Below are 17193 nucleotides of genomic sequence, written 5' to 3' on the forward strand. Positions count from 1 at the left end.
TGACCGGGGTCAGGAGTCGCCGCCCGCGCCGCCGGTGGTCCCGGCGTTGACGTCCAGGAGCTTGTAGCGGTCCATCGCGTAGGCGGGCACGCCGCCGTCCACCTCGCCGCGCGAAGCCAGCAGCTGCAGGGTCTTCACCACAATCGAGTGGGTGTCGTTCTTGAAGAAGCGGCGGGCTGCGGCCCGGGTGTCGGAGAAGCCGAAGCCGTCTGCTCCGAGCGAGGCGAACTGGTGCGGGAGGAACTGACGGATCTGGTCCGGCACGGCCTTCATGTAGTCGGTCACCGCCACAACAGGCCCGTGCGCATCGGCGAGCTGCTGCGTAACGAACGGTATGCGGGCAGGCTGGCCCGGGTTCAGGAAGGCGTCTTCCTCCGCGGCGAGCCCGTCCCGGCGCAGTTCGTTCCAGGACGTCACGGACCAGACGTCGGCGGAGACGCCCCAGTCCTCGGCGAGGATCCGCTGGGCAGCAAGAGCCCAGGGGACGGAGACGCCGGAGGCCAGGATCTGGCTCTTGGGCCCTTCAAGCCCCGACGCCGACACCCGGTAGATGCCTTTCAGCACTCCGTTGACGTCGAGGTTCTCAGGTTCGGCCGGCTGGGAGATGGGCTCGTTGTAGACCGTGATGTAGTACATCAGGTTCTTATCGGATGCAGGTCCGGTTCCATCGCTGCTTGCGGCCGGCCCGTACATGCGCTCGATGCCGTCCCGGATGATGTGGCCCATCTCGTACCCGTAGGCGGGGTCGTAGGTGAGGACGGCCGGGTTGGTCGAGGCGAGGATCGGTGAGTGGCCGTCGGCGTGCTGGAGGCCTTCGCCGGTCAGGGTGGTGCGGCCGGCGGTGGCGCCGATGATGAAGCCGCGGGTCATCTGGTCCGCGGCGGCCCAGAAGGCGTCGCCGGTGCGCTGGAAGCCGAACATGGAGTAGAACACGTAGATCGGGATCAGCGGTACACCGTGGGTGGCGTAGGCGGTGCCGGCGGCGGTGAAAGCCGCGACGGCGCCTGCCTCATTGATGCCGGGGTGGATCAGCTGGCCCTGGGCGGATTCCTTGTACGCGAGGACCAGGTCCCGGTCCACGGAAAGATAGGCCTGGCCGTCCGGGTTGTAGATCTTGGCCGTGGGGAAGAACGCGTCCATGCCGAAGGTCCGGGACTCATCCGGAACGATCGGGACAATACGGTGCCCGAACTTCTTATCCCTGAGCAGGTCCTTAAGCAGGCGCACAAATGTCATGGTGGTGGCGGCCTGCTGCTTCCCGGAACCGCGCTTGGCAACCTCATAGGTTTTGGCGTCCGGCAGCTCCACCGGAGTGTGGTCCGGCCGGCGTTCGGGGACGAAACCGCCCAGGGCGCGGCGGCGCTCCATGAGGTACTTGATCTCGGGGGAGTCCATGCCGGGGTGGTAGTACGGGGGCCGGTAGAGGTCCGCGTCGAGCTGCTCGTCCGTGATGGGGATGCGAAGGTAGTCGCGGAACTTCTTCAGGTCGTCCAGGGTGAGCTTTTTCATCTGGTGGGTCGCGTTGCGGCCCTCAAAGTGGGGTCCGAGTCCGTAGCCCTTGACCGTTTTGGCCAGGATCACGGTGGGCTTGCCCTTGAATTCGGTGGCTGCCTTATAGGCGGCGTAGACCTTGTGGTAGTCGTGGCCGCCGCGCTTGAGGTTCCAGATCTCGTCATCGGAGAGGTCCGCAACCATGTCCTTGGTCTGCGGGGTCTTGCCGAAGAAGTGCTCGCGGACGAATCCGCCGGACTCTGCCTTGTAGGTCTGGTAGTCGCCGTCCGGGGTCTCGTTCATGATCTTCACGAGCGAGCCGTCGGAGTCCTGGGTGAGCAGGTCATCCCACTCCCGGCCCCAGACGACCTTGATGACGTTCCAGCCCGCGCCGCGGAAGAACGCTTCGAGTTCCTGCATGATCTTGCCGTTGCCGCGGACGGGACCGTCGAGGCGCTGGAGGTTGCAGTTGATCACGAAGTTCAGGTTGTCGAGCTTGTCGTTGGCGGCGAGCTGGAGCAGGCCGCGGGACTCGGGCTCGTCCATTTCGCCGTCGCCCAGGAACGCCCAGACCTGCTGGTCCGAGGTGTCCTTCAGGCCGCGGTTGTGCAGGTACCGGTTGGACTGGGCCTGGTAGATCGCGTTCATCGGGCCGATGCCCATGGACACCGTGGGGAATTCCCAGAAGTCCGGCATCAGGCGCGGGTGCGGGTAGGAGGAGAGCGCGTGGCCTTCCTTGGACTTTTCCTGCCGGAATCCGTCCAGGTCCTCCTCGGCGAGCCGGCCTTCCATGAACGCGCGGGCGTACATGCCGGGGGAGGCGTGGCCCTGGAAGAAGACCTGGTCACCGCCGCCGGGGTGGTCCTTGCCGCGGAAGAAGTGGTTAAAGCCGACTTCATACAGGGTGGCGGCACCGGCGTAGGTGGAGATGTGTCCGCCCACGCCGATGTCGGCCCGCTGCGCCCGGTGCACCATGATGGCGGCGTTCCAGCGCAGCCAGGACCGGTACTTCCGCTCGATCTCTTCGTCCCCCGGGAACGCCGTTTCCTGGTCCGCCGGGATGGTGTTCACGTAGTCCGTGGTGGTCACCATCGGCACGCCCACGCTCTGGGCGCCGGCGCGCTGGAGCAGGCTCCGCATGATGTATTGGGCACGCTCGGTGCCCTGTTCCTGAATCAGGGCATCCAGGGACTCCAGCCATTCGGCGGTCTCTTCCGGATCACGATCGGGCAGCTGGTTTGTCAACCCGCTGAGGATATGGGAGGTCTCTTCTCCTGCAGCCACGTCCAGCCTCTTTTCATCGTTGAATAGTTGGCTCAAGTTTTCGTTCTGTGAGAAAACTTTATTGCATCTCGAGATTATCTAGGCGACGATCCGCGCGTCAAGGCGAGCGGACGGTCACATTTGGCTGCTAACGGAGCCACACGCAACGCGGGGTCGGATACGGCCCATTAGGCCGCCTGGAATCGGCCGTATCTGACCCCGCGTTGCTTTTCAGGGAGACGTGAGGAGCCTGCCCCAGCGCGGGTCCAGCAGCGGTGCGTCCGCCATCTTGAGGCAATGCCACAGCGTGACGGCCACCGAGTCCAGCACGGGAACGCCCGTCTCGGCCTCAATTTCCGCGGTGATGTTGGCGCCGTAGAGGTTGGTGCAGAGGTAGATGATGGCATCTGGCTTGGACGCGGCGAGCTCCAGCGAACCCGGTCGCATTTCGTCATCCGCCACGCGGGCGAACGACTCGTTGTCGCTCAGGCCCAGGAACCGGTTGTCGATTGTTTTGATGCCGTCCCGTTCGTAGGACTCCACGATCTGCTCGTTGACGTCCCCGGTGTACGGAGTGAACAGCCCGATCCGCTCTGTGCCGAATGATTTGAACGCCTCCAAGTAGGCCAGAGTGGACGTCGTGGCAGGGATCCCGGTGGCGTCGGTGATCGCCTTCACCAGGGTGCGGTCATGCTCTGCTCCGAGCCAGGACCCCGAGGTTCCGTTCCAGGCAATGACATCCACATCCGAGGTGGCCAGCAGCTCCGCGGCGGTGCGCATAACGCTGGAGTCGAACTGTTTGTCCGAAGAGTCGTCCAGAGCAATCCGGGTGACCGGGATCCGGGTGAAATGAATGGTGACGTCGTCCCGCTCGCCCAGAATCCGGTAGCTCTGCGGCTCCAGGCAGGTATTGGAGGACGGCACGATCATGCCGATGCGGGTCTTGCGTGCTTGGCTTGGCATGGGGGTTCCTAACTGGCGGCGTAGACGGCGGGGCGGGATTCCTGGGGCCAGGACAGTGCGTCGCGGTGTTCGGTGAAACCCTTGCGGGCCACAAAGCGGCCAACAGCCCCGGGGTCGTGGAACCCGCCGCTGTCCACCACCACGCGTCCGGCGGAGACGACGACGGCGGGCCAGCCCGTGAGCGTCCGGCCGTCGAACGGGGAGAAATCAGTGCCCATGTGCAGGGCGGCGCCGTCGACAACGCGTTCCTCGGCCGGATCGAAGATGACCAAGTCGGCGTCGAACCCGGGGGCGATGGTTCCCTTGCGGGGGAGGGCGTTGATGCGGGCAGGGCCGGCGGCGAAGACTTCGACGAAGTCCTCCACCCGCGCTTCGCCGCCGCGGGCGGCCTCCATCATGGCGGTGAAGGTGACGGGCATCCGGGTTTCGACGCCCGGGAGGCCGTGCGGCATTTCGCGGATGTCGTCCGCGCGCTCCCGCTTCTGCGAGAGGTCGTAGCAGGAGTGGTCGGAGGCGACGGCGTGGATGGCGCCGTCGGCAAGCCGTTCCCGGAGCGCGGCGACGGTCTGCGGGCTGCGCATGGGCGGGCAGCAGGCGTACCACTCCGGCATTACCGAGCCGTAGACACTGTCGTCGAGGGTGAGGTAGTGCGGGCAGGTCTCGGAGTAGGCCTCCTGCCCGCGGCTGCGGGCCTCGGTGACCAGGTCAACCGCGCCCGGCGTCGACTGGTGCACAAAGTAGACGGGGGCGCCGGTGTATTCGGCCATGGCCAGGGTCTCCTTGACCGAGACCTCTTCGGCGAGCTCGGGGCGGGTCCGGTGCAGGTGCTCGACGCCGATCCGGCCGTCGTCGGCGTGCTGCTGGGTGCAGTCCGAAATGATGGGGTCGTGTTCGGCATGGATGTAGGTCAGTCCGTCCAGGCGCACCATTTCACGCATGACCTTCAGGATGGTGTCCCCGTCGGCCATGGTGCTGCCGCGGTTGGTCGTGTACATCTTGACCGAACGCACACCCTCGGCGGCGAGCTGCTCCAGCTGCCACGGCACGGTTTCGTCCCAGCTGACCACGGAGCCGTGCAGTGCAACGTCGCACCGGGACTCGCGGGCCAGTTCCTTCTTGTGCAGGACGGCCGCGAGCGGGGTTTCCCGGGCGTCCCGGGGGATGCCGAAGTCGATGATGGTGGTGGTGCCGCCCCACAACGCGGCCGTCGATGTGGTCCGGTAGTCATCGAGGGTGCGGAACCGCCCGGTTATCTGGGCCACGTGGCAGTGTCCGTCGACGCCGCCGGGAATGACGAGCCGGCCGGCGGCATCGATGACGCGAACAGCGGCGGGGATGGGCTCAGAGGCGTCCACGAGCCGGTCGATGCGGCCCTCCCGGACCACAATATGGGCGTGCCGCCGGCCGAAGCTGTTGACCACGGTGCCGTTGGCGATGACGAGTTCTGGGGTGTCGGACATCGGTGTCCTCCTAAGTAGAAGTAGCTAGTTGGCCGGTGCGGGCGAGGCCGGCTGGGTGGCGCCGCTGCGGGCGGGATCGTGCGCGGCGGCGTTCTGCGCGGTGGTGAGGGCGGCGTCCAGGTTCCCGGTGAGGCCGCGGCGGGCCTTGGCGGGGGGAGGCGCGAAGGCGCCGGCGCGGTGCGGGCCGGAATCGAGGCCGACGACCGCTTCCGCCATGCGGATGCCTGCGGAGATACCGTCCACCACGGGGACACCGATCTGCCCGCGGAGTTCGCGGGCCAGGCCGGCGAGAGGTGCTCCGGCGAGGATCACGACGTCGGCCCCGTCCTCTGTGACGGCCTGCTGGCTGAGCGCCAGCAGGGTTGCCTTGAAGTCCTGCTGCACTGAGGCGATGCCGTTGAGGGCCTCGTTGATGGAGCGGATCGACGCCAACCTGCCGCCGAGCCCGAAGCGCTCCACGCAGTCCTGGTACCAGGGCCGGATCCGGTCCGAGATGGCGATGATGGAGAACCGGTGCCCCTGCAGGGCGGCGGCGCAGAGGGCCGCCTCGGTGATTCCGATAACGGGGATGTCGGTGAGTTCCTTCAGTGCCGGCATCCCGGGGTCGCCGAATGCGGCCACCACCACGCCGTCGACGCCGGCGCCGTCGCGGGTGTACTCGGCGACGATTTCGGCGACGGCTCCCGCCGCGATCAGGGATTCAAAGCGGGTTTCGATGTATTCGACGCCGTACCCGGCGGTCCGGACCACGAGTTCGGTTCCGGGGGAGGCGGAGCGGAGGGCCTCCGCCTCGATCAGGGCGGTGACGTCGTCGCTGATATTGGGGTTGATGACAAGAAGTTTCATGGGTTCTTCCGATGAAGGGCGGGTTCTGTCCGGCTGAAATCCTCCGGAAACTGGTCGCGGTATTTGCCGATGTGAGACGCAGACTGGGCGGCGGCCCGTTCCGGGTCGCCGCTGGCGATGGCGGCGTAGAGGGCACGGTGTTCTTCGATCAGCTCCGGCAGATCGCTGACGTGGCGGAAGAGCCAGTGCATGCGGCCCTGGAGCGGTTCCAGTGCGGACTTGAGGAAGCCGTTGTCCGCGATCCGGGTGATGGCATCGTGGAATTCGCTGTTGGCCCGGTGGGCTTCCATAATGGCGCCCTTGGCGAGGCAGCGGCCTGCCTCGTCAAGCAGGGCTTTGAGGCCGCTGAGGTCTTCGGTGGTGGCGCGGGTGGCGGCCAGCCGGCAGGCAAGCACCTCGAGGGACTCCCTGACGTCGAACAGGTCCTCGACGTCCTTGGGACTCAGGGTGCTGACCTCGGCTCCGCGGGCGCCCCGGTCGCTGAGGAGTCCTTCCTGGCGCAGCATGCGGAGCGCTTCGCGGACGGGAAGGCGGGAAACCTTGAACTCAGCGGCCAGGTCGCGTTCCACCAGCCTGGTGCCGGGAACGTAATGCCCTTCAAAGATCCTGTTGCGGAGGGTGTCCCGGACAGCCTCCCGAAGGGGGCGTTCCTTGTCCTGGGTCTCTTCTGCGCTGTGCATGTCTCTCCACTCTCGGTTCTCGTCCGGCACTGCGTTCCCGGCTTCAGGAACAGGTGTTTGGCTAGCTTAGACAGGTAGCCGCTTGTTGTAGTTCAGGGTCAGGACGGATACGCCCATGATGATCGCGGATCCCACGAAGTAGAGCAGTGCCCAGGTGTAGGAGCCGGTGGCGCCCACGATCAGACCGACCGCAATCGGGGTCACGAAACCGGAGATGTTGCCGCTGAAGTTCATCGCCCCGCCCAGGACGCCGGCGTTGGTCCGGCCGCCCAGGATGGAGGGGATGCTCCAGAACAGGCCCACCCAGCGGAGGAAGAACATGACCACGGACAGGAGGACGACGGCGGTGGTGGGATCGGCCACGACCGTGACTCCGATCAGGCCGCCGATCACCACAACACTGGACGTGCCCAGCAGCGTGCGCATGACACGGTTGGCGGAGGCGCCGGTGGACTGCCACTTGTCGGCGATCGCACCGCCCAGGATTTCGCCGACAAAGCCGGCGCCGAAGATGACAAATGTGGACCAGCCGATGGTCTTGAGGTCGAAGCCCTTGTCCTGGGCCAGGTAGAGCGGTCCCCAGGTCAGCAGTCCGTAGAAGACGCCGTTGAAGCCCAGCCAGCCGAAGCACATGGCCCAGAAGGAACGGAATTTCAAGTAGGGCAGGAGGGCGCGTTTGCCCTTGCTGCCGTCGAGCTCCGCCGCGGCGTCCTCGGCCGCGTGGGAGGCCTCAATGTATTCCGCCTCGGCGTCGTTGACCCCGCGGTGCTGGCGGGGGTTGTCGCGGACGTACCACCAGACGGCAAGGCCCATCAGCACGGTGGCGGCGCCGGCGATAATGAACGAGAGGCGCCAGCTGCCGGTGGAGGCGATCAGGCCGGCAATGATGAGGCCGCCCAGGCCGGCACCAAGAGGCGCGCCGGCGTCGAGGATGGTGGCGCCGCGTCCGCGCTCTGACTTGTGCATCCAGATCGCGTTGAGCTTGCCGCCGGCCGGCATAACACCGGCTTCCGTGACGCCAATGCCCAGCCGGGCAATGAACATGCTGAGGAAGCTCCCAGCCAGGCCCGACGCTGCAGTGGCTGCGCCCCAGCCGACGCAGGACGCCGTCATGACCTTGCGGGGACCGAACTTGTCGATCAGGAGGCCTACCGGGACCTGCATCAGCGCGTAGGTCCAGAAGAAAGCGGAGAGCAGGAGGCCCACGAGTTCGGGGGCGAGGTTGAATTCCTTCTGGATGATCGGCAGGGCCACCGAGATGGAGCCCCGGTCGATGTAGTTGACGGCGACGAGAACCAGTAGGAGAAGGAACATTTTCCAGCGGACGTTGGTGCGACGTTGCACGCCGTCCTTGCCGGTTTTGTCGTCGGGGAGGGGTACAGCGGTTTCAGTATTTTGAACAGACACAACTTCTCCTTCACAGAGAGGAAGATTGCAGACGGGGAATAGACCTGGGTGTTCGCGGGGCAGGAGGCCGGCTGGTGGGGCGTCCTGGGTCCAATCCGGAAGCGCCGGGCAATGTACTGCGGCTCGGGATCCGTAACGCGATCTTTTGGGATCCCAATTTGGGATCCCAAAATTCAGAATAGAAGTGACCCGTGCCACTGTCAAGGGAATTTCCTCCGTTATGGCCCACCCGGGCTAAATCACCGATTGTGACTGTGGCGGGTGTGGGATCCTGCCGGAGCGGCGGGGCGGGGCGGAGCGATGTGGGGGATCCGGCCGGCGGCGTGACTGCGGCGGGAGTGGCCGTATCGACGGGCCGGAAGATGGGCGCACAAAGGGCCCGCGGCGTCGCCGCGGGCCCTTCCTGCCGTGGCAGGTTCTGGCAGGTTCGTTCTGGCAGGTTCTGGCAGGTTCTGGCGGGTGCCGGCGTGCTCAGCTGCCCCGGTAGGTGGAATATGCGAACGGGCTCAGCAGGAGCGGCACGTGGTAATGGGCCTCCGCCTCGACCACACCAAACGTGAGGGTTACCTCCGGGAAGAACGTTTCGGTGCCGCTCGCGGCGAAGTACTTTCCCGTGTCGAAGGCCAGGCGGTAGGTCCCGGAAGGGAGCCGCTCCGGTCCCAGCTGTTTGACGCGTCCGTCCGCGTCGGTGGCGCCCTCGGCGATCTGGACCCAACGCTCGCCGTCGAGAACGTGGAGGGTTACCGGGACGTCGGCCGCCGGCTTACCGGAGCCGGTATCGAGTACGTGGGTGGTGACGTGGGAAATGCTCATTTGCCCATCAGTCCTTCGAGTCGGAGCACAGCGATTTCCCGCAACTGCTGGCCAATGATTGATTGTTCTGCGTCGGGGGTGTGGGCGAGCCGGGTGTTGAGGGCGGCCAGGATCTCCTCGCGGCTGCGGCCGGCAGCGCGGATCAGGAACACCTGTCCGAACCTCTCCTCGTAGGCCCGGTTGCCTTCCGCCAGGGCCTCGGCGACGGCAGAATCGGCCACGCCCAGTCCGGCCTGTTCCGACTGGGACAGCTTCGCTTCCGCGCTGTCGCCCTGTGCCCGCTCGCCGATCCGCGGATGGTGGGCGAGAGCTGCTTCGATCTCCGCCGGGGTGAAGGGGTTGGCTGCGCCACGGCCTGCCGCCAGCAGCGCGTCGGGACTGGAATAGGGCCGGGCGTCGGCGAGCTCGTCGATCCAGCGTTGGATGTCCAGGCAGGGGCGCAGGAAATCGGCAGCCTCGGTGCGGCCGGCCGCATTGAATTGTTCAAGATGCATGAGGCAAGTCCTCGTGTTTCGATGCTGGCATCCACGGTGTCAGGCTATGCGGATATTTTATTCCGCATCATGGAACTGTTATTTCAGCATATGCAAAAGTCAACCGCACGCACCTGCGGGTGTCAACTTCCGGGACGCTGCTTGGGTGATGCCGCAACGGAAGGGGTAACGCCACCAGCAGAAAGCGGACGACGGGGGGAGGTCCCGCCGTCGTCCGCTGTTTCTGTTCCGGGGGCGCAGGTCAGGCGAGCCTGCGCCGGATCAGTGCCGACGCCTGGTCAACCAGCACGATCAGGACGAGCACCACGATGATGTGCGTGAGCATCTGATCGAACTGGAACGACTTGATGGCCTGGTTGATGAGCAGGCCCACGCCGCCGGCACCCACCAGGCCCAGGACCAGCGAGGACCGCACGTTCACGTCGAACCGGTAAAGGAGCAGCCCCACGAACTGGGGGACCACCAGCGGGATGCTCGCGTGGAACGTCTGCTGCAGTTTGCTGGCACCGGCGGAGGCCAGCGCCTGGACGGGTCCCTGGTCGCTCTCCTCCATGGCCTCGGCCCACAGCTTCCCCATCACCCCGGTGTTGTGGCAGATCAGGGCCAACACGCCGGCGAACGGGCCCAGCCCCACGGCGGTGACAAAAATCAGCGCAAAAACAACGTCAGGCACCGCCCGGAAGAAGGACAGCACAGCACGCGCCGCCTGGTAAACGACGGGATGCGGAGTAGTGGTTTCCGACGCCAGCGCGGCCAGCAGGAGGGCGGTGGGAATGGACAGGGTGGTTCCCAGCAGCCCGATCCACAGCGTCACCAGGGTTGCTTCCAGGCTGGGCTTCATTACCTTCTCCCAGTTCAGGTCCGGCGGGAACGCCTCGGCGAGGAACCGCCCCATGCCCTGGGCGCCGTCGACCAGCAGGGCAGGTTTGAACTCCGTGCTCTCCAGGGCCACCGCATGCATGGCAATGAGGAGTACGACGGCGGTGGCGACGGTCCCGGTGCGGGTCCACTGGCGCCGTGCCCGGGGGAGTGCGGGGGCGCTCATGCTGCAACCCTGTCCGGTGCGTACAGCGTGTCCAGGACATCGTCCGTCAGGCCGGCCGGGCCGCCGTCGAACACTATTTTTCCCTTGAGGAGGCCGATGGCGCGGTCCGCGTAACGGATTGCGAGGTCCGGCTGGTGGAGCACCGCAGCGACGGCGAGGTTCTCCGTGTGGGCAAGTTCGGCCAGCAGCGCCATGACCTGTTCCGCCGCATGCGGGTCCAGGGCGGAGACTGGTTCGTCCGCGAGCAGCACCGAAGCGCGCTGGCAGAGGGCCCGGGCAATCGCGACGCGCTGTTGCTGCCCACCGGACAGCTTCCCCGTCCGTTCCAGGGCAATCCCTGCCAGCCCTACGCGGTCCAGGCATGCCATGGCTTCCTCCTTCAGGTCTTTGGCAAAAAACGCCGGGCTGACCGAGGCGAGGCCGCGGACCCGCAGCAGTCCGCCGGAGCAGACGTTGTCCAGGGCCGTCCGGCGCGGAACAAGCTGGATTTTCTGGAAGACCATGGCCGCCTGGCTGCGCGCCAGGATCTGTGCCCGGCCCTGAAGGGTCCCCAGATCCCTGCCCTGGACGCGGACGGTGCCGGCATCCGGACGGGTCAGCCCGATGACACATTTGAGCGTGGTGGACTTTCCCGAGCCGTTGGCGCCCAGGAAGGCCAGCAGTTCCCCAGCCCGGACGGTGAAGTCGACGCCGTCCAGAACCGTGGTCCCCGCGTAGGCCTTGGTCAGGCCAGCCACCTGGACCGCTGTCACAGGTCTTCCTCGGTCAGTCCCATGGTGGCGGCGAGGTCGAACAGCGGCTGGTAGGTCTCCTTGGTGACGGCCAGCAGCGGGCCCGGAGGCGTGACGTCCAGGAAGGCGCCCACTTCTTCGATGGCCTCGGCGGGGAGGTTTACCAGTGCGTCGCGGACGGCTTCCTTGAGGGCCGGGTCGGCGTTGCTGCGGATGGTGATGGGATCGTTGGGGATGGCTTCCGAGGTCCAGATCTGGCGGAAATCCTCCGGCTTGAAGGTGCCCGCGGCGGTGGCAGAGGCAAGGGTCTGGGAGTTGATCTCGGCGGCGTCCACCGTCCCGTTGGTCAGGGCCAGGAGGGCTTCGGGATGCCCGCCGGCGTAGCTGATGTCCAGGTCGGATTCGCTGATGCCGGCCTTCTTGAGCCCATAGCGGGGGAGGACATCGCCGGAGGTGGAGCCGATGCCGCCAAGTGCCACATCCTTGCCCTTGAGATCGTTGATCGACTGGATGGCGGAGTCCTTGGGTACCCAGATGCCGGCCGTGTAGGTGCTGAGTTCGCCGTCGGCCGTTCCAAACGAAGCGATGGGCTCCGCTCCCGCCTTGGTGCTGGCGAAGACGTAGCCCATGGGGCCGAACTGCCCGATGTCCAGGCGGTTGTTGGCCATGGCCAGCACCTCTGCCGAGTAGTCCTCCACCACCTGGACCTCCACCTCGCAGCCCAGCTTCGCAGCCATGGCATCGGCGAGGACGCGGTAGGCGGGTTCGAGCTTGGCCGGGTCCTCATAGGGTTCGATGCCGAACTTGATGGGGCCGTCGGCGCAGTAGGCGGGGTTGGCTGAAACGTTCTGGGCGGCCGGGCTGGCGCAGGAGGACAGGCCGACGGCGGCGAGCAGGGCGGCCGGAATCAGGGCGAGGTAGCGGGTTTTCATGGGGGTCCTTGAGGGTTTTGGGGGGAGAAGCGCGATGGCGGATTAGGGGAGGGCGGAGACGTTGCGCGCCGCCAGGCCGAAGGAAACGGTCATGCCGATTCCCGCCGTGACGGACACGGCGGTGACGCCGGGGGCAACGCCGGCAACAAGGAGCGGGCCCACCTCGCTGGAGGCGTAAATGCCCTGCCAGCGTTCCGTGATGTCGAGGGATTCGACCCCCAGGACGTCCTGGATCCGGTCCAGCAGGAGCGCTGTGGTGGCCTCTGCCAGGAAGGGGTCGGCGGTTTTCTGGTAGGCGTGCGAGTCGCCCAGGAGCAGGGAACCGTCAGGGCGCTGGGTGAACATCACGTTGGCGCCGATGTCCAGGAGGGCCGGATCCTGTGCTTGAACCTCTGACAGGAGGTCCGGCGCGGACGGCATCTCCACAAAGGCCCCGTAGCGGAGCATGGAGGTGGCGGTCAGGACTGCCGGTTCCAGCTCCAAGCCTTCGGGGCCCGCCGCGGCTGTCATCTGCAGCGAGCAGCGTTCGATCTTGTGCCCTTCGGCAAGTTCCGGGAAGAGCAGGTCCACGTCGTGGCCCACGCACACAAACACGTGGTTGGCTTCCACCTCGCCGCGGCTTGTACGGACCAGGGCTGTCCGCTCGGTCCCCGCGGCAAAGCCGACGGCGGACGTATTCCATCGCACGGACGTGTCCGGACGCGAATCCAGCCAGGCAGCAAGGCTCGCCACCGTGGTCCGGGGATCGACGCGGAGGTCATCACGCAGCCATGCACCGCCGACGACGACGGGACCTTCCGTTGCGTCCGGACCCTCCGGGGTAGCCACTCGCCCCAGCCGGGCGGACGTTTCCGCGGCGCTGAGCAGCACGATCTGGCCGGGTTCGCGGCGTTCCGCCAGTTCGTGCAGGACGCGAAGTTCTGTTGCGGTGCGCGCCACCACCACGGCTCCGGATTCCGTAGCCCAAAAGCCGGCGCGTTCCGAGAAGTCGAGCCAGTGCTTGCGGCCGGTGATGGCCAGTTCATACAAGTCGCCGGTCTGCGCGGTGATACAGCAGTGTCCGAAGTTCCGGATGGAAGCGCCCACCGCGCGGTGATCGCGATCAATGACCAGCACGGAGAGCCCGCGATCAGCGGCAAGGGCCGCGTGGGCCAGGCCCACGATGCCTGCCCCGACCACCACCACGTCCACGGAGGACGGAAGGCTGCCGGCGGCTTGGTTTTGAAGGTTTTCGGTATTCACAAGATCGATAGTGGCCGCTCCGGAGCGCGTCAATCAAGCCAATATGGCACTTGTTTGAACAAGTTTACGGTTTGTTCATTGAAGGCCCGCGGAGTTAATGCCGTGTTCATTCGAGACGGCTGAAATCCCTGGAAGGCCGTGAATTCAACTTGTATGATCAAGTCATGTCCCTATCGCAGCTTCAGCCTCTCCACCAGCGCTTGACCGATGAACTCCGTAGTCGGATCACGTCGGGCATGTGGCCCGAGGGATTCCGGATTCCCAGCGAGGCAGAGCTCTGCCGGGAATTCGAGGCCTCCCGGGGAACCGTCCGGCAGGCCCTCTCAGCCCTGCGCACGGAGAGCCTCATCCTGGGCGGGCGCGGCAAGCAGCCGGTCGCCGGCCGTGCTGCGCTGTCCCAGCCGTTCACGACGTTCATGTCGTTTACGGAGTGGGCCGGATCCATTGGCAGGACCCCGGGACAGCAGACCCGGGAGATCGCCCGTCGCCCGGCCTCGCCCGAGGTGGCAGCCCAGCTGGACATCAAGGTGGGTGAGCCTGTGGTGGAGGTCCTGCGGCTGCGGCTCCTCGTAGACGCGCCGGCCATGGTGGAGCGGACAAGCTTTGTCCTCGACGTCGGCAGGCTTCTTTTTGACTTCGATACGGACAGCGGCTCCATCTTCAGCTTCCTGAAAAGCCAGGGCGTGGACCTGAGCCGGGGCCGGCACACCATCGACGCCGTGGCAGCGGACGGGCTGGACGTGGAACTGCTCGGCGTCGAACCCGGCTCGCCTCTGCTCCGCGAACGGCGGCTGACCTCATCCTCGACCGGCGAGCCGATCGAGTACTCCGACGACAGGTACATCCCGGGCCTGACCAACTTCACCATCGAAAACACCAGCGAGCACCGCGCCAACCTGGTCCGCGTGCCAACCACAGCCTAAGGAACACCGTAATGATTGAACTTGTAGCCCTGGACATGGCCGGAACCACCATCGACGAACATGGGGATGTCTACCGAGCGCTCGAGGAATCCGTCTGCGAGGCCGGTGCCGAGGTGACCGCCGTGAATCTTCAGACGTGGATGGGCGCGGACAAGACGGAAGCCATCGCAGCGTTGCTGGAACTTGGCGGCATCACGGCCGAAGCCGGGCTCGTTGCGCGCACGTTTATCCGCTTCCAGGAGATCCTGGCGGCCCTCTACGCCGCGAACGCGCCCGTTCCCCTGGCCGGTGTTGAGGACGCGCTGCGGACCTTGAAGTCCATGGGAGTCAAGGTGGCGCTGACCACCGGATTCTCGCGGGATGTGGCGGATCCGCTGCTGGCCACCCTGGGCTGGCGCGTGGGTGCCGGGGAGCTGCTGGACGCCGTGGTCACCTCGGACGAAGTGCCCCGCGGACGCCCGGCTCCCCACATGATCCACCGCGCCATGGAACGCACCGGCGTACTGAACGTGGGCGCCGTGCTGGCGGCCGGCGATACCGTCAACGATCTGCAGGCCGCGGCAAATGCCGGCGTGGCCGGCGTCGGGGTCCTGACGGGGAAGCTCGGCGCGGAGGAGCTGGGCCGCCACCCGCACCTGCGTATCCTTCCCGGGGTGAAGGACCTCCCCGAACTGGTGGGCGCCTTGGCCGCCGGAAGTCCCGGCGTCGTCCTCTGACGGTCAAACGGTCAGCTGCCTCGCCGCTGTCACAACCGCGGGACGCACGCCCCGGTTCCCAGCAGCGCCAGGCCGGCTCGGTCGCCATCGCCAAAATCGAACTGCCCGGTGTTTTCCTCATACATCAGCTGCGTGGGATCGTTCACGTGCCCCAGCCCCAGGACGTGCCCCAGCTCGTGCATGATGATGGCGCGGATGTGGGCGGGTCCCTCCGGCCAGGTAAGTGTTTCTGCAAGGCCCGGCGCATCAAGAGTCACCTGGCCGGCGACGTACACATAGGGTTCGCCAGGAATGTGGGCGTAGGAGCTTCCGCCGGTCCCTGCAACCTTTCCAGCCAGCAGGGGTGCTTCCTCCGGAGACGACCAGGCAATGAGAATCGGCGCCCATTGCTTGCCGTAGCGCTCCGGCTGGTAGGATTCGCGGGTTTCCGATGGCGCTTCGGACGTGGTTCCGTCATAGACGAACTGCAGTCCTGAGGCCGCGGAAACGGCGGAAACGGCCTCCTGGATGAGCTGGTCTGTTCCTGCCGGCGCACTGTTCGGCCGGACCACGTAGTGCACTGGACGGCACGGGTCGTAGGCAGCAAAGGGCTGGCCCGGGTCCGGAGACTTCTGCAGGACATAGGCGGTGGATCCGCTGGTGGCCGGAGGCAGGCCGAGCGGAGCTGACGCGGCCTCAAACCCTGGCGGCGGCACTTTGGCGCCTGGTAGGTGAGGCATGGCTGCCGGCAACACAAACCGTTCGAAGAGGGTCGGCGTGAAATAGGGACCCACCACGAGGGCAATGCCCAGGACCATGGCGGAGCGGGATCTCCACTTGCGCACGCTGGACGAACGGCGGATGCGGGGAAAGTCCCTGTCGCCAGAATCTGATTTCACCAGTTGCCCCTTGTGCTGCCAAGCCCATCTCCATTGACGGTCAGCCCAGCATAGTGGCGGTCGCGGAGATCCGTACGGAATTACTCCGGGCTACTCCTCGATGGTCACGCCGCGCCGGAAGGCGATCCGGTCCTCGATGGGCTTCGCCCGCGTCTTGGGCTTGGGGTAGTACTGCCTCCGGGCGCGGTGGTCTTCTCCGGTATCGTGGGTTCATGGTGCGGAACCTGGCCGATATCGGTGCTGAAGGCGTATTGCTCGCCGGGGCGGGCCGCGCCATTTTGCTGCAGATCGCGAACCCCGCCGTTGGCCATGGCGTTGCCGAGCACGGCGACTTTATTGCCCGGCCACTGGACCGCTTCCGATCCACCGTCACCTACGTCTATGCCGTGGTTTACGGAACCGAGGATCAGGTCGCGGCGGTGCGGCGCAAGGTTAACCGGGCCCACTCGGCGGTCCGCCGCAAGCCCGATGCAGGCTCTGAGGGGTACAGTGCGTTCGATGCGGAGGCGCAATTATGGGTGGTGGCAACCCTGTACGACACCACCATCACCGTATACGAGAAAATCTACGGCCCACTGGACGACGATACAGCCGACCTCACGTACAGCGACTACGCAAGAATCGGCACCGTCCTGCAACTTCCGGCGGACCTGTGGCCGGCCGACCGCGCAGCCTTCAAGGCTTACTGGGACGCGTGCCTGAAGGCACTGGAACTCGACGCCGTCACCACCGGCGTCGCCCGCGACCTTCTGTACCCGCCGGCCGGGCCGCTGTGGCTTCGGCTGAGCATGCCCCTGATCCGGTTCATTACCGCCGGTCTGCTGCCGGACCACTTGCGCACCCGCTTCGGGCTGACGTGGAGCGACCGTCATAGCCGCCTGTTCGATCGCACCACCCGGTGGTCCGCTCTGGTGTATCCACGGCTGCCGCGGCCGGTCCGGCACTGCGTCAAAAACTACTGCCTCGGCCGGCTCCGCACCTCGTAGGAAATCACCGCGCGCGGAAAGCGGACGACGGCGGGAGGTCCCGCCGTCGTTCTTCCTCACCTGCGGCGCCCTGCATAGCGATGGTGGCCGTGACACGCCATCTTTCGGCGTCCCCGTTACGAATCCCTGTCATGAACTATTACAGCCCAGCGGCGCAGGAACGCGTTCGGGACGCCGCATACGACGCAGTCGAGAAAGTCCTCAACAGCATGTTCGAACCGTTGAACCGGCAGGCCCTCACAGTGCGCTGGAACCAGGCCTGTGAAGCCATGGCGAAGCACCTGGAAGCGCGGGACACCGGCGAAGAGTAGGCCGGGGCCCGC

17 protein-coding genes are annotated in these 17193 nt (G+C 66.1%); 4 read left to right on the top strand and 13 right to left on the bottom strand.

Annotation, left to right across the window (positions count from 1 at the left end; genetic code table 11):
* Positions 1-9: 9 nt before the first annotated feature.
* From aceE to AC50YA_RS09730, 12 genes are all read right to left on the bottom strand, one after another.
* Complete coding sequence (gene aceE, locus AC50YA_RS09675) at positions 10-2775, bottom strand: pyruvate dehydrogenase (acetyl-transferring), homodimeric type (RefSeq protein ID WP_494982243.1); 2766 nt, start codon at positions 2773-2775, stop codon at positions 10-12.
* Positions 2776-2985: 210 nt separating this feature from the next.
* Positions 2986-3717, bottom strand: a complete 732-nt coding sequence (locus tag AC50YA_RS09680) for a maleate cis-trans isomerase family protein (protein WP_494982071.1) — start codon at positions 3715-3717, stop codon at positions 2986-2988.
* A gap of 8 nt (positions 3718-3725) precedes the next feature.
* Positions 3726-5177, bottom strand: a complete 1452-nt coding sequence (locus AC50YA_RS09685; RefSeq protein ID WP_494982072.1) for an amidohydrolase family protein — start codon at positions 5175-5177, stop codon at positions 3726-3728.
* 24 nt (positions 5178-5201) lie between these two features.
* A complete protein-coding gene (locus AC50YA_RS09690; protein ID WP_494982073.1) occupies positions 5202-6023 on the bottom strand; it encodes an aspartate/glutamate racemase family protein in 822 nt (273 codons plus the stop codon).
* A complete protein-coding gene (locus AC50YA_RS09695) occupies positions 6020-6703 on the bottom strand; it encodes a GntR family transcriptional regulator (RefSeq protein WP_494982074.1) in 684 nt (227 codons plus the stop codon). The genes AC50YA_RS09690 and AC50YA_RS09695 overlap by 4 nt, the downstream gene beginning before the upstream one ends.
* A gap of 66 nt (positions 6704-6769) precedes the next feature.
* A complete protein-coding gene (locus AC50YA_RS09700) occupies positions 6770-8110 on the bottom strand; it encodes an MFS transporter (RefSeq protein WP_494982075.1) in 1341 nt (446 codons plus the stop codon).
* Positions 8111-8581: 471 nt separating this feature from the next.
* Positions 8582-8923, bottom strand: coding sequence for a hydroxyisourate hydrolase (uraH, locus tag AC50YA_RS09705; protein ID WP_494982076.1), 342 nt, complete (start codon positions 8921-8923; stop codon positions 8582-8584).
* A complete protein-coding gene (gene uraD / locus AC50YA_RS09710) occupies positions 8920-9417 on the bottom strand; it encodes a 2-oxo-4-hydroxy-4-carboxy-5-ureidoimidazoline decarboxylase (protein WP_494982077.1) in 498 nt (165 codons plus the stop codon). Before uraD ends, uraH begins: the two co-directional genes overlap by 4 nt.
* Positions 9418-9658: 241 nt before the next feature.
* Positions 9659-10462 (bottom strand): phosphonate ABC transporter, permease protein PhnE, encoded by an 804-nt coding sequence (gene phnE / locus AC50YA_RS09715; protein WP_494982078.1) that lies wholly within the window; start codon positions 10460-10462, stop codon positions 9659-9661.
* A complete protein-coding gene (locus AC50YA_RS09720) occupies positions 10459-11214 on the bottom strand; it encodes a phosphonate ABC transporter ATP-binding protein (protein WP_494982079.1) in 756 nt (251 codons plus the stop codon). The genes phnE and AC50YA_RS09720 overlap by 4 nt, the downstream gene beginning before the upstream one ends.
* The gene (locus tag AC50YA_RS09725) at positions 11211-12125 is read right to left on the bottom strand and encodes a phosphate/phosphite/phosphonate ABC transporter substrate-binding protein (protein ID WP_494982080.1); all 915 of its coding nucleotides are present in this window, start codon (positions 12123-12125) and stop codon (positions 11211-11213) included. The genes AC50YA_RS09720 and AC50YA_RS09725 overlap by 4 nt, the downstream gene beginning before the upstream one ends.
* Before the next feature lie 42 nt (positions 12126-12167).
* Positions 12168-13367 carry a TIGR03364 family FAD-dependent oxidoreductase gene (locus tag AC50YA_RS09730; RefSeq protein WP_494982081.1) on the bottom strand — a complete coding sequence of 400 codons (1200 nt, stop codon included), beginning with the start codon at positions 13365-13367 and terminating at the stop codon, positions 12168-12170.
* Positions 13368-13531: 164 nt separating this feature from the next.
* Here AC50YA_RS09730 and AC50YA_RS09735 point away from each other — a divergent pair, with 164 nt between their 5' ends.
* Positions 13532-14290: a GntR family transcriptional regulator gene (locus AC50YA_RS09735; RefSeq protein ID WP_494982082.1), complete on the top strand. Its 759-nt coding sequence runs from the start codon at positions 13532-13534 to the stop codon at positions 14288-14290.
* An 11-nt stretch (positions 14291-14301) separates the two neighbouring features.
* Positions 14302-15006 (top strand): phosphonatase-like hydrolase, encoded by a 705-nt coding sequence (locus AC50YA_RS09740; protein WP_494982083.1) that lies wholly within the window; start codon positions 14302-14304, stop codon positions 15004-15006.
* Positions 15007-15035: 29 nt separating this feature from the next.
* Here AC50YA_RS09740 and AC50YA_RS09745 read toward each other — a convergent pair whose 3' ends face one another.
* Entirely contained in the window at positions 15036-15884 is an 849-nt protein-coding gene (locus AC50YA_RS09745) for a matrixin family metalloprotease (protein WP_494982084.1), read from the bottom strand.
* A 212-nt stretch (positions 15885-16096) separates the two neighbouring features.
* On the opposite strand from AC50YA_RS09745, the gene AC50YA_RS09750 reads away from it, so the two are divergent.
* Positions 16097-16870 (top strand): oxygenase MpaB family protein, encoded by a 774-nt coding sequence (locus tag AC50YA_RS09750; RefSeq protein ID WP_494982085.1) that lies wholly within the window; start codon positions 16097-16099, stop codon positions 16868-16870.
* A 131-nt stretch (positions 16871-17001) separates the two neighbouring features.
* On the top strand, positions 17002-17181 hold the full coding sequence (locus AC50YA_RS09755) for a hypothetical protein (RefSeq protein ID WP_494982086.1): 180 nt from the start codon (positions 17002-17004) through the stop codon (positions 17179-17181).
* Positions 17182-17193: the final 12 nt, after the last annotated feature.

The organism is Pseudarthrobacter sp. RHLT3-21 (assembly GCF_059383495.1).

Excerpts from the sequence above, each read along its gene's own strand:
- AC50YA_RS09735 (WP_494982082.1), top strand. The coding sequence starts at position 13,532 with ATGTCCCTATCGCAGCTTCAGCCTCTCCACCAGCGCTTGACCGATGAA.
- phnE (WP_494982078.1), bottom strand. The coding sequence starts at position 10,462 with ATGAGCGCCCCCGCACTCCCCCGGGCACGGCGCCAGTGGACCCGCACC.
- AC50YA_RS09725 (WP_494982080.1), bottom strand. The coding sequence starts at position 12,125 with ATGAAAACCCGCTACCTCGCCCTGATTCCGGCCGCCCTGCTCGCCGCC.
- uraD (WP_494982077.1), bottom strand. The coding sequence starts at position 9,417 with ATGCATCTTGAACAATTCAATGCGGCCGGCCGCACCGAGGCTGCCGAT.
- uraH (WP_494982076.1), bottom strand. The coding sequence starts at position 8,923 with ATGAGCATTTCCCACGTCACCACCCACGTACTCGATACCGGCTCCGGT.
- AC50YA_RS09690 (WP_494982073.1), bottom strand. The coding sequence starts at position 6,023 with ATGAAACTTCTTGTCATCAACCCCAATATCAGCGACGACGTCACCGCC.
- AC50YA_RS09685 (WP_494982072.1), bottom strand. The coding sequence starts at position 5,177 with ATGTCCGACACCCCAGAACTCGTCATCGCCAACGGCACCGTGGTCAAC.
- AC50YA_RS09680 (WP_494982071.1), bottom strand. The coding sequence starts at position 3,717 with ATGCCAAGCCAAGCACGCAAGACCCGCATCGGCATGATCGTGCCGTCC.
- AC50YA_RS09740 (WP_494982083.1), top strand. The coding sequence starts at position 14,302 with ATGATTGAACTTGTAGCCCTGGACATGGCCGGAACCACCATCGACGAA.
- AC50YA_RS09755 (WP_494982086.1), top strand. The coding sequence starts at position 17,002 with ATGAACTATTACAGCCCAGCGGCGCAGGAACGCGTTCGGGACGCCGCA.
- AC50YA_RS09695 (WP_494982074.1), bottom strand. The coding sequence starts at position 6,703 with ATGCACAGCGCAGAAGAGACCCAGGACAAGGAACGCCCCCTTCGGGAG.
- AC50YA_RS09750 (WP_494982085.1), top strand. The coding sequence starts at position 16,097 with ATGGTGCGGAACCTGGCCGATATCGGTGCTGAAGGCGTATTGCTCGCC.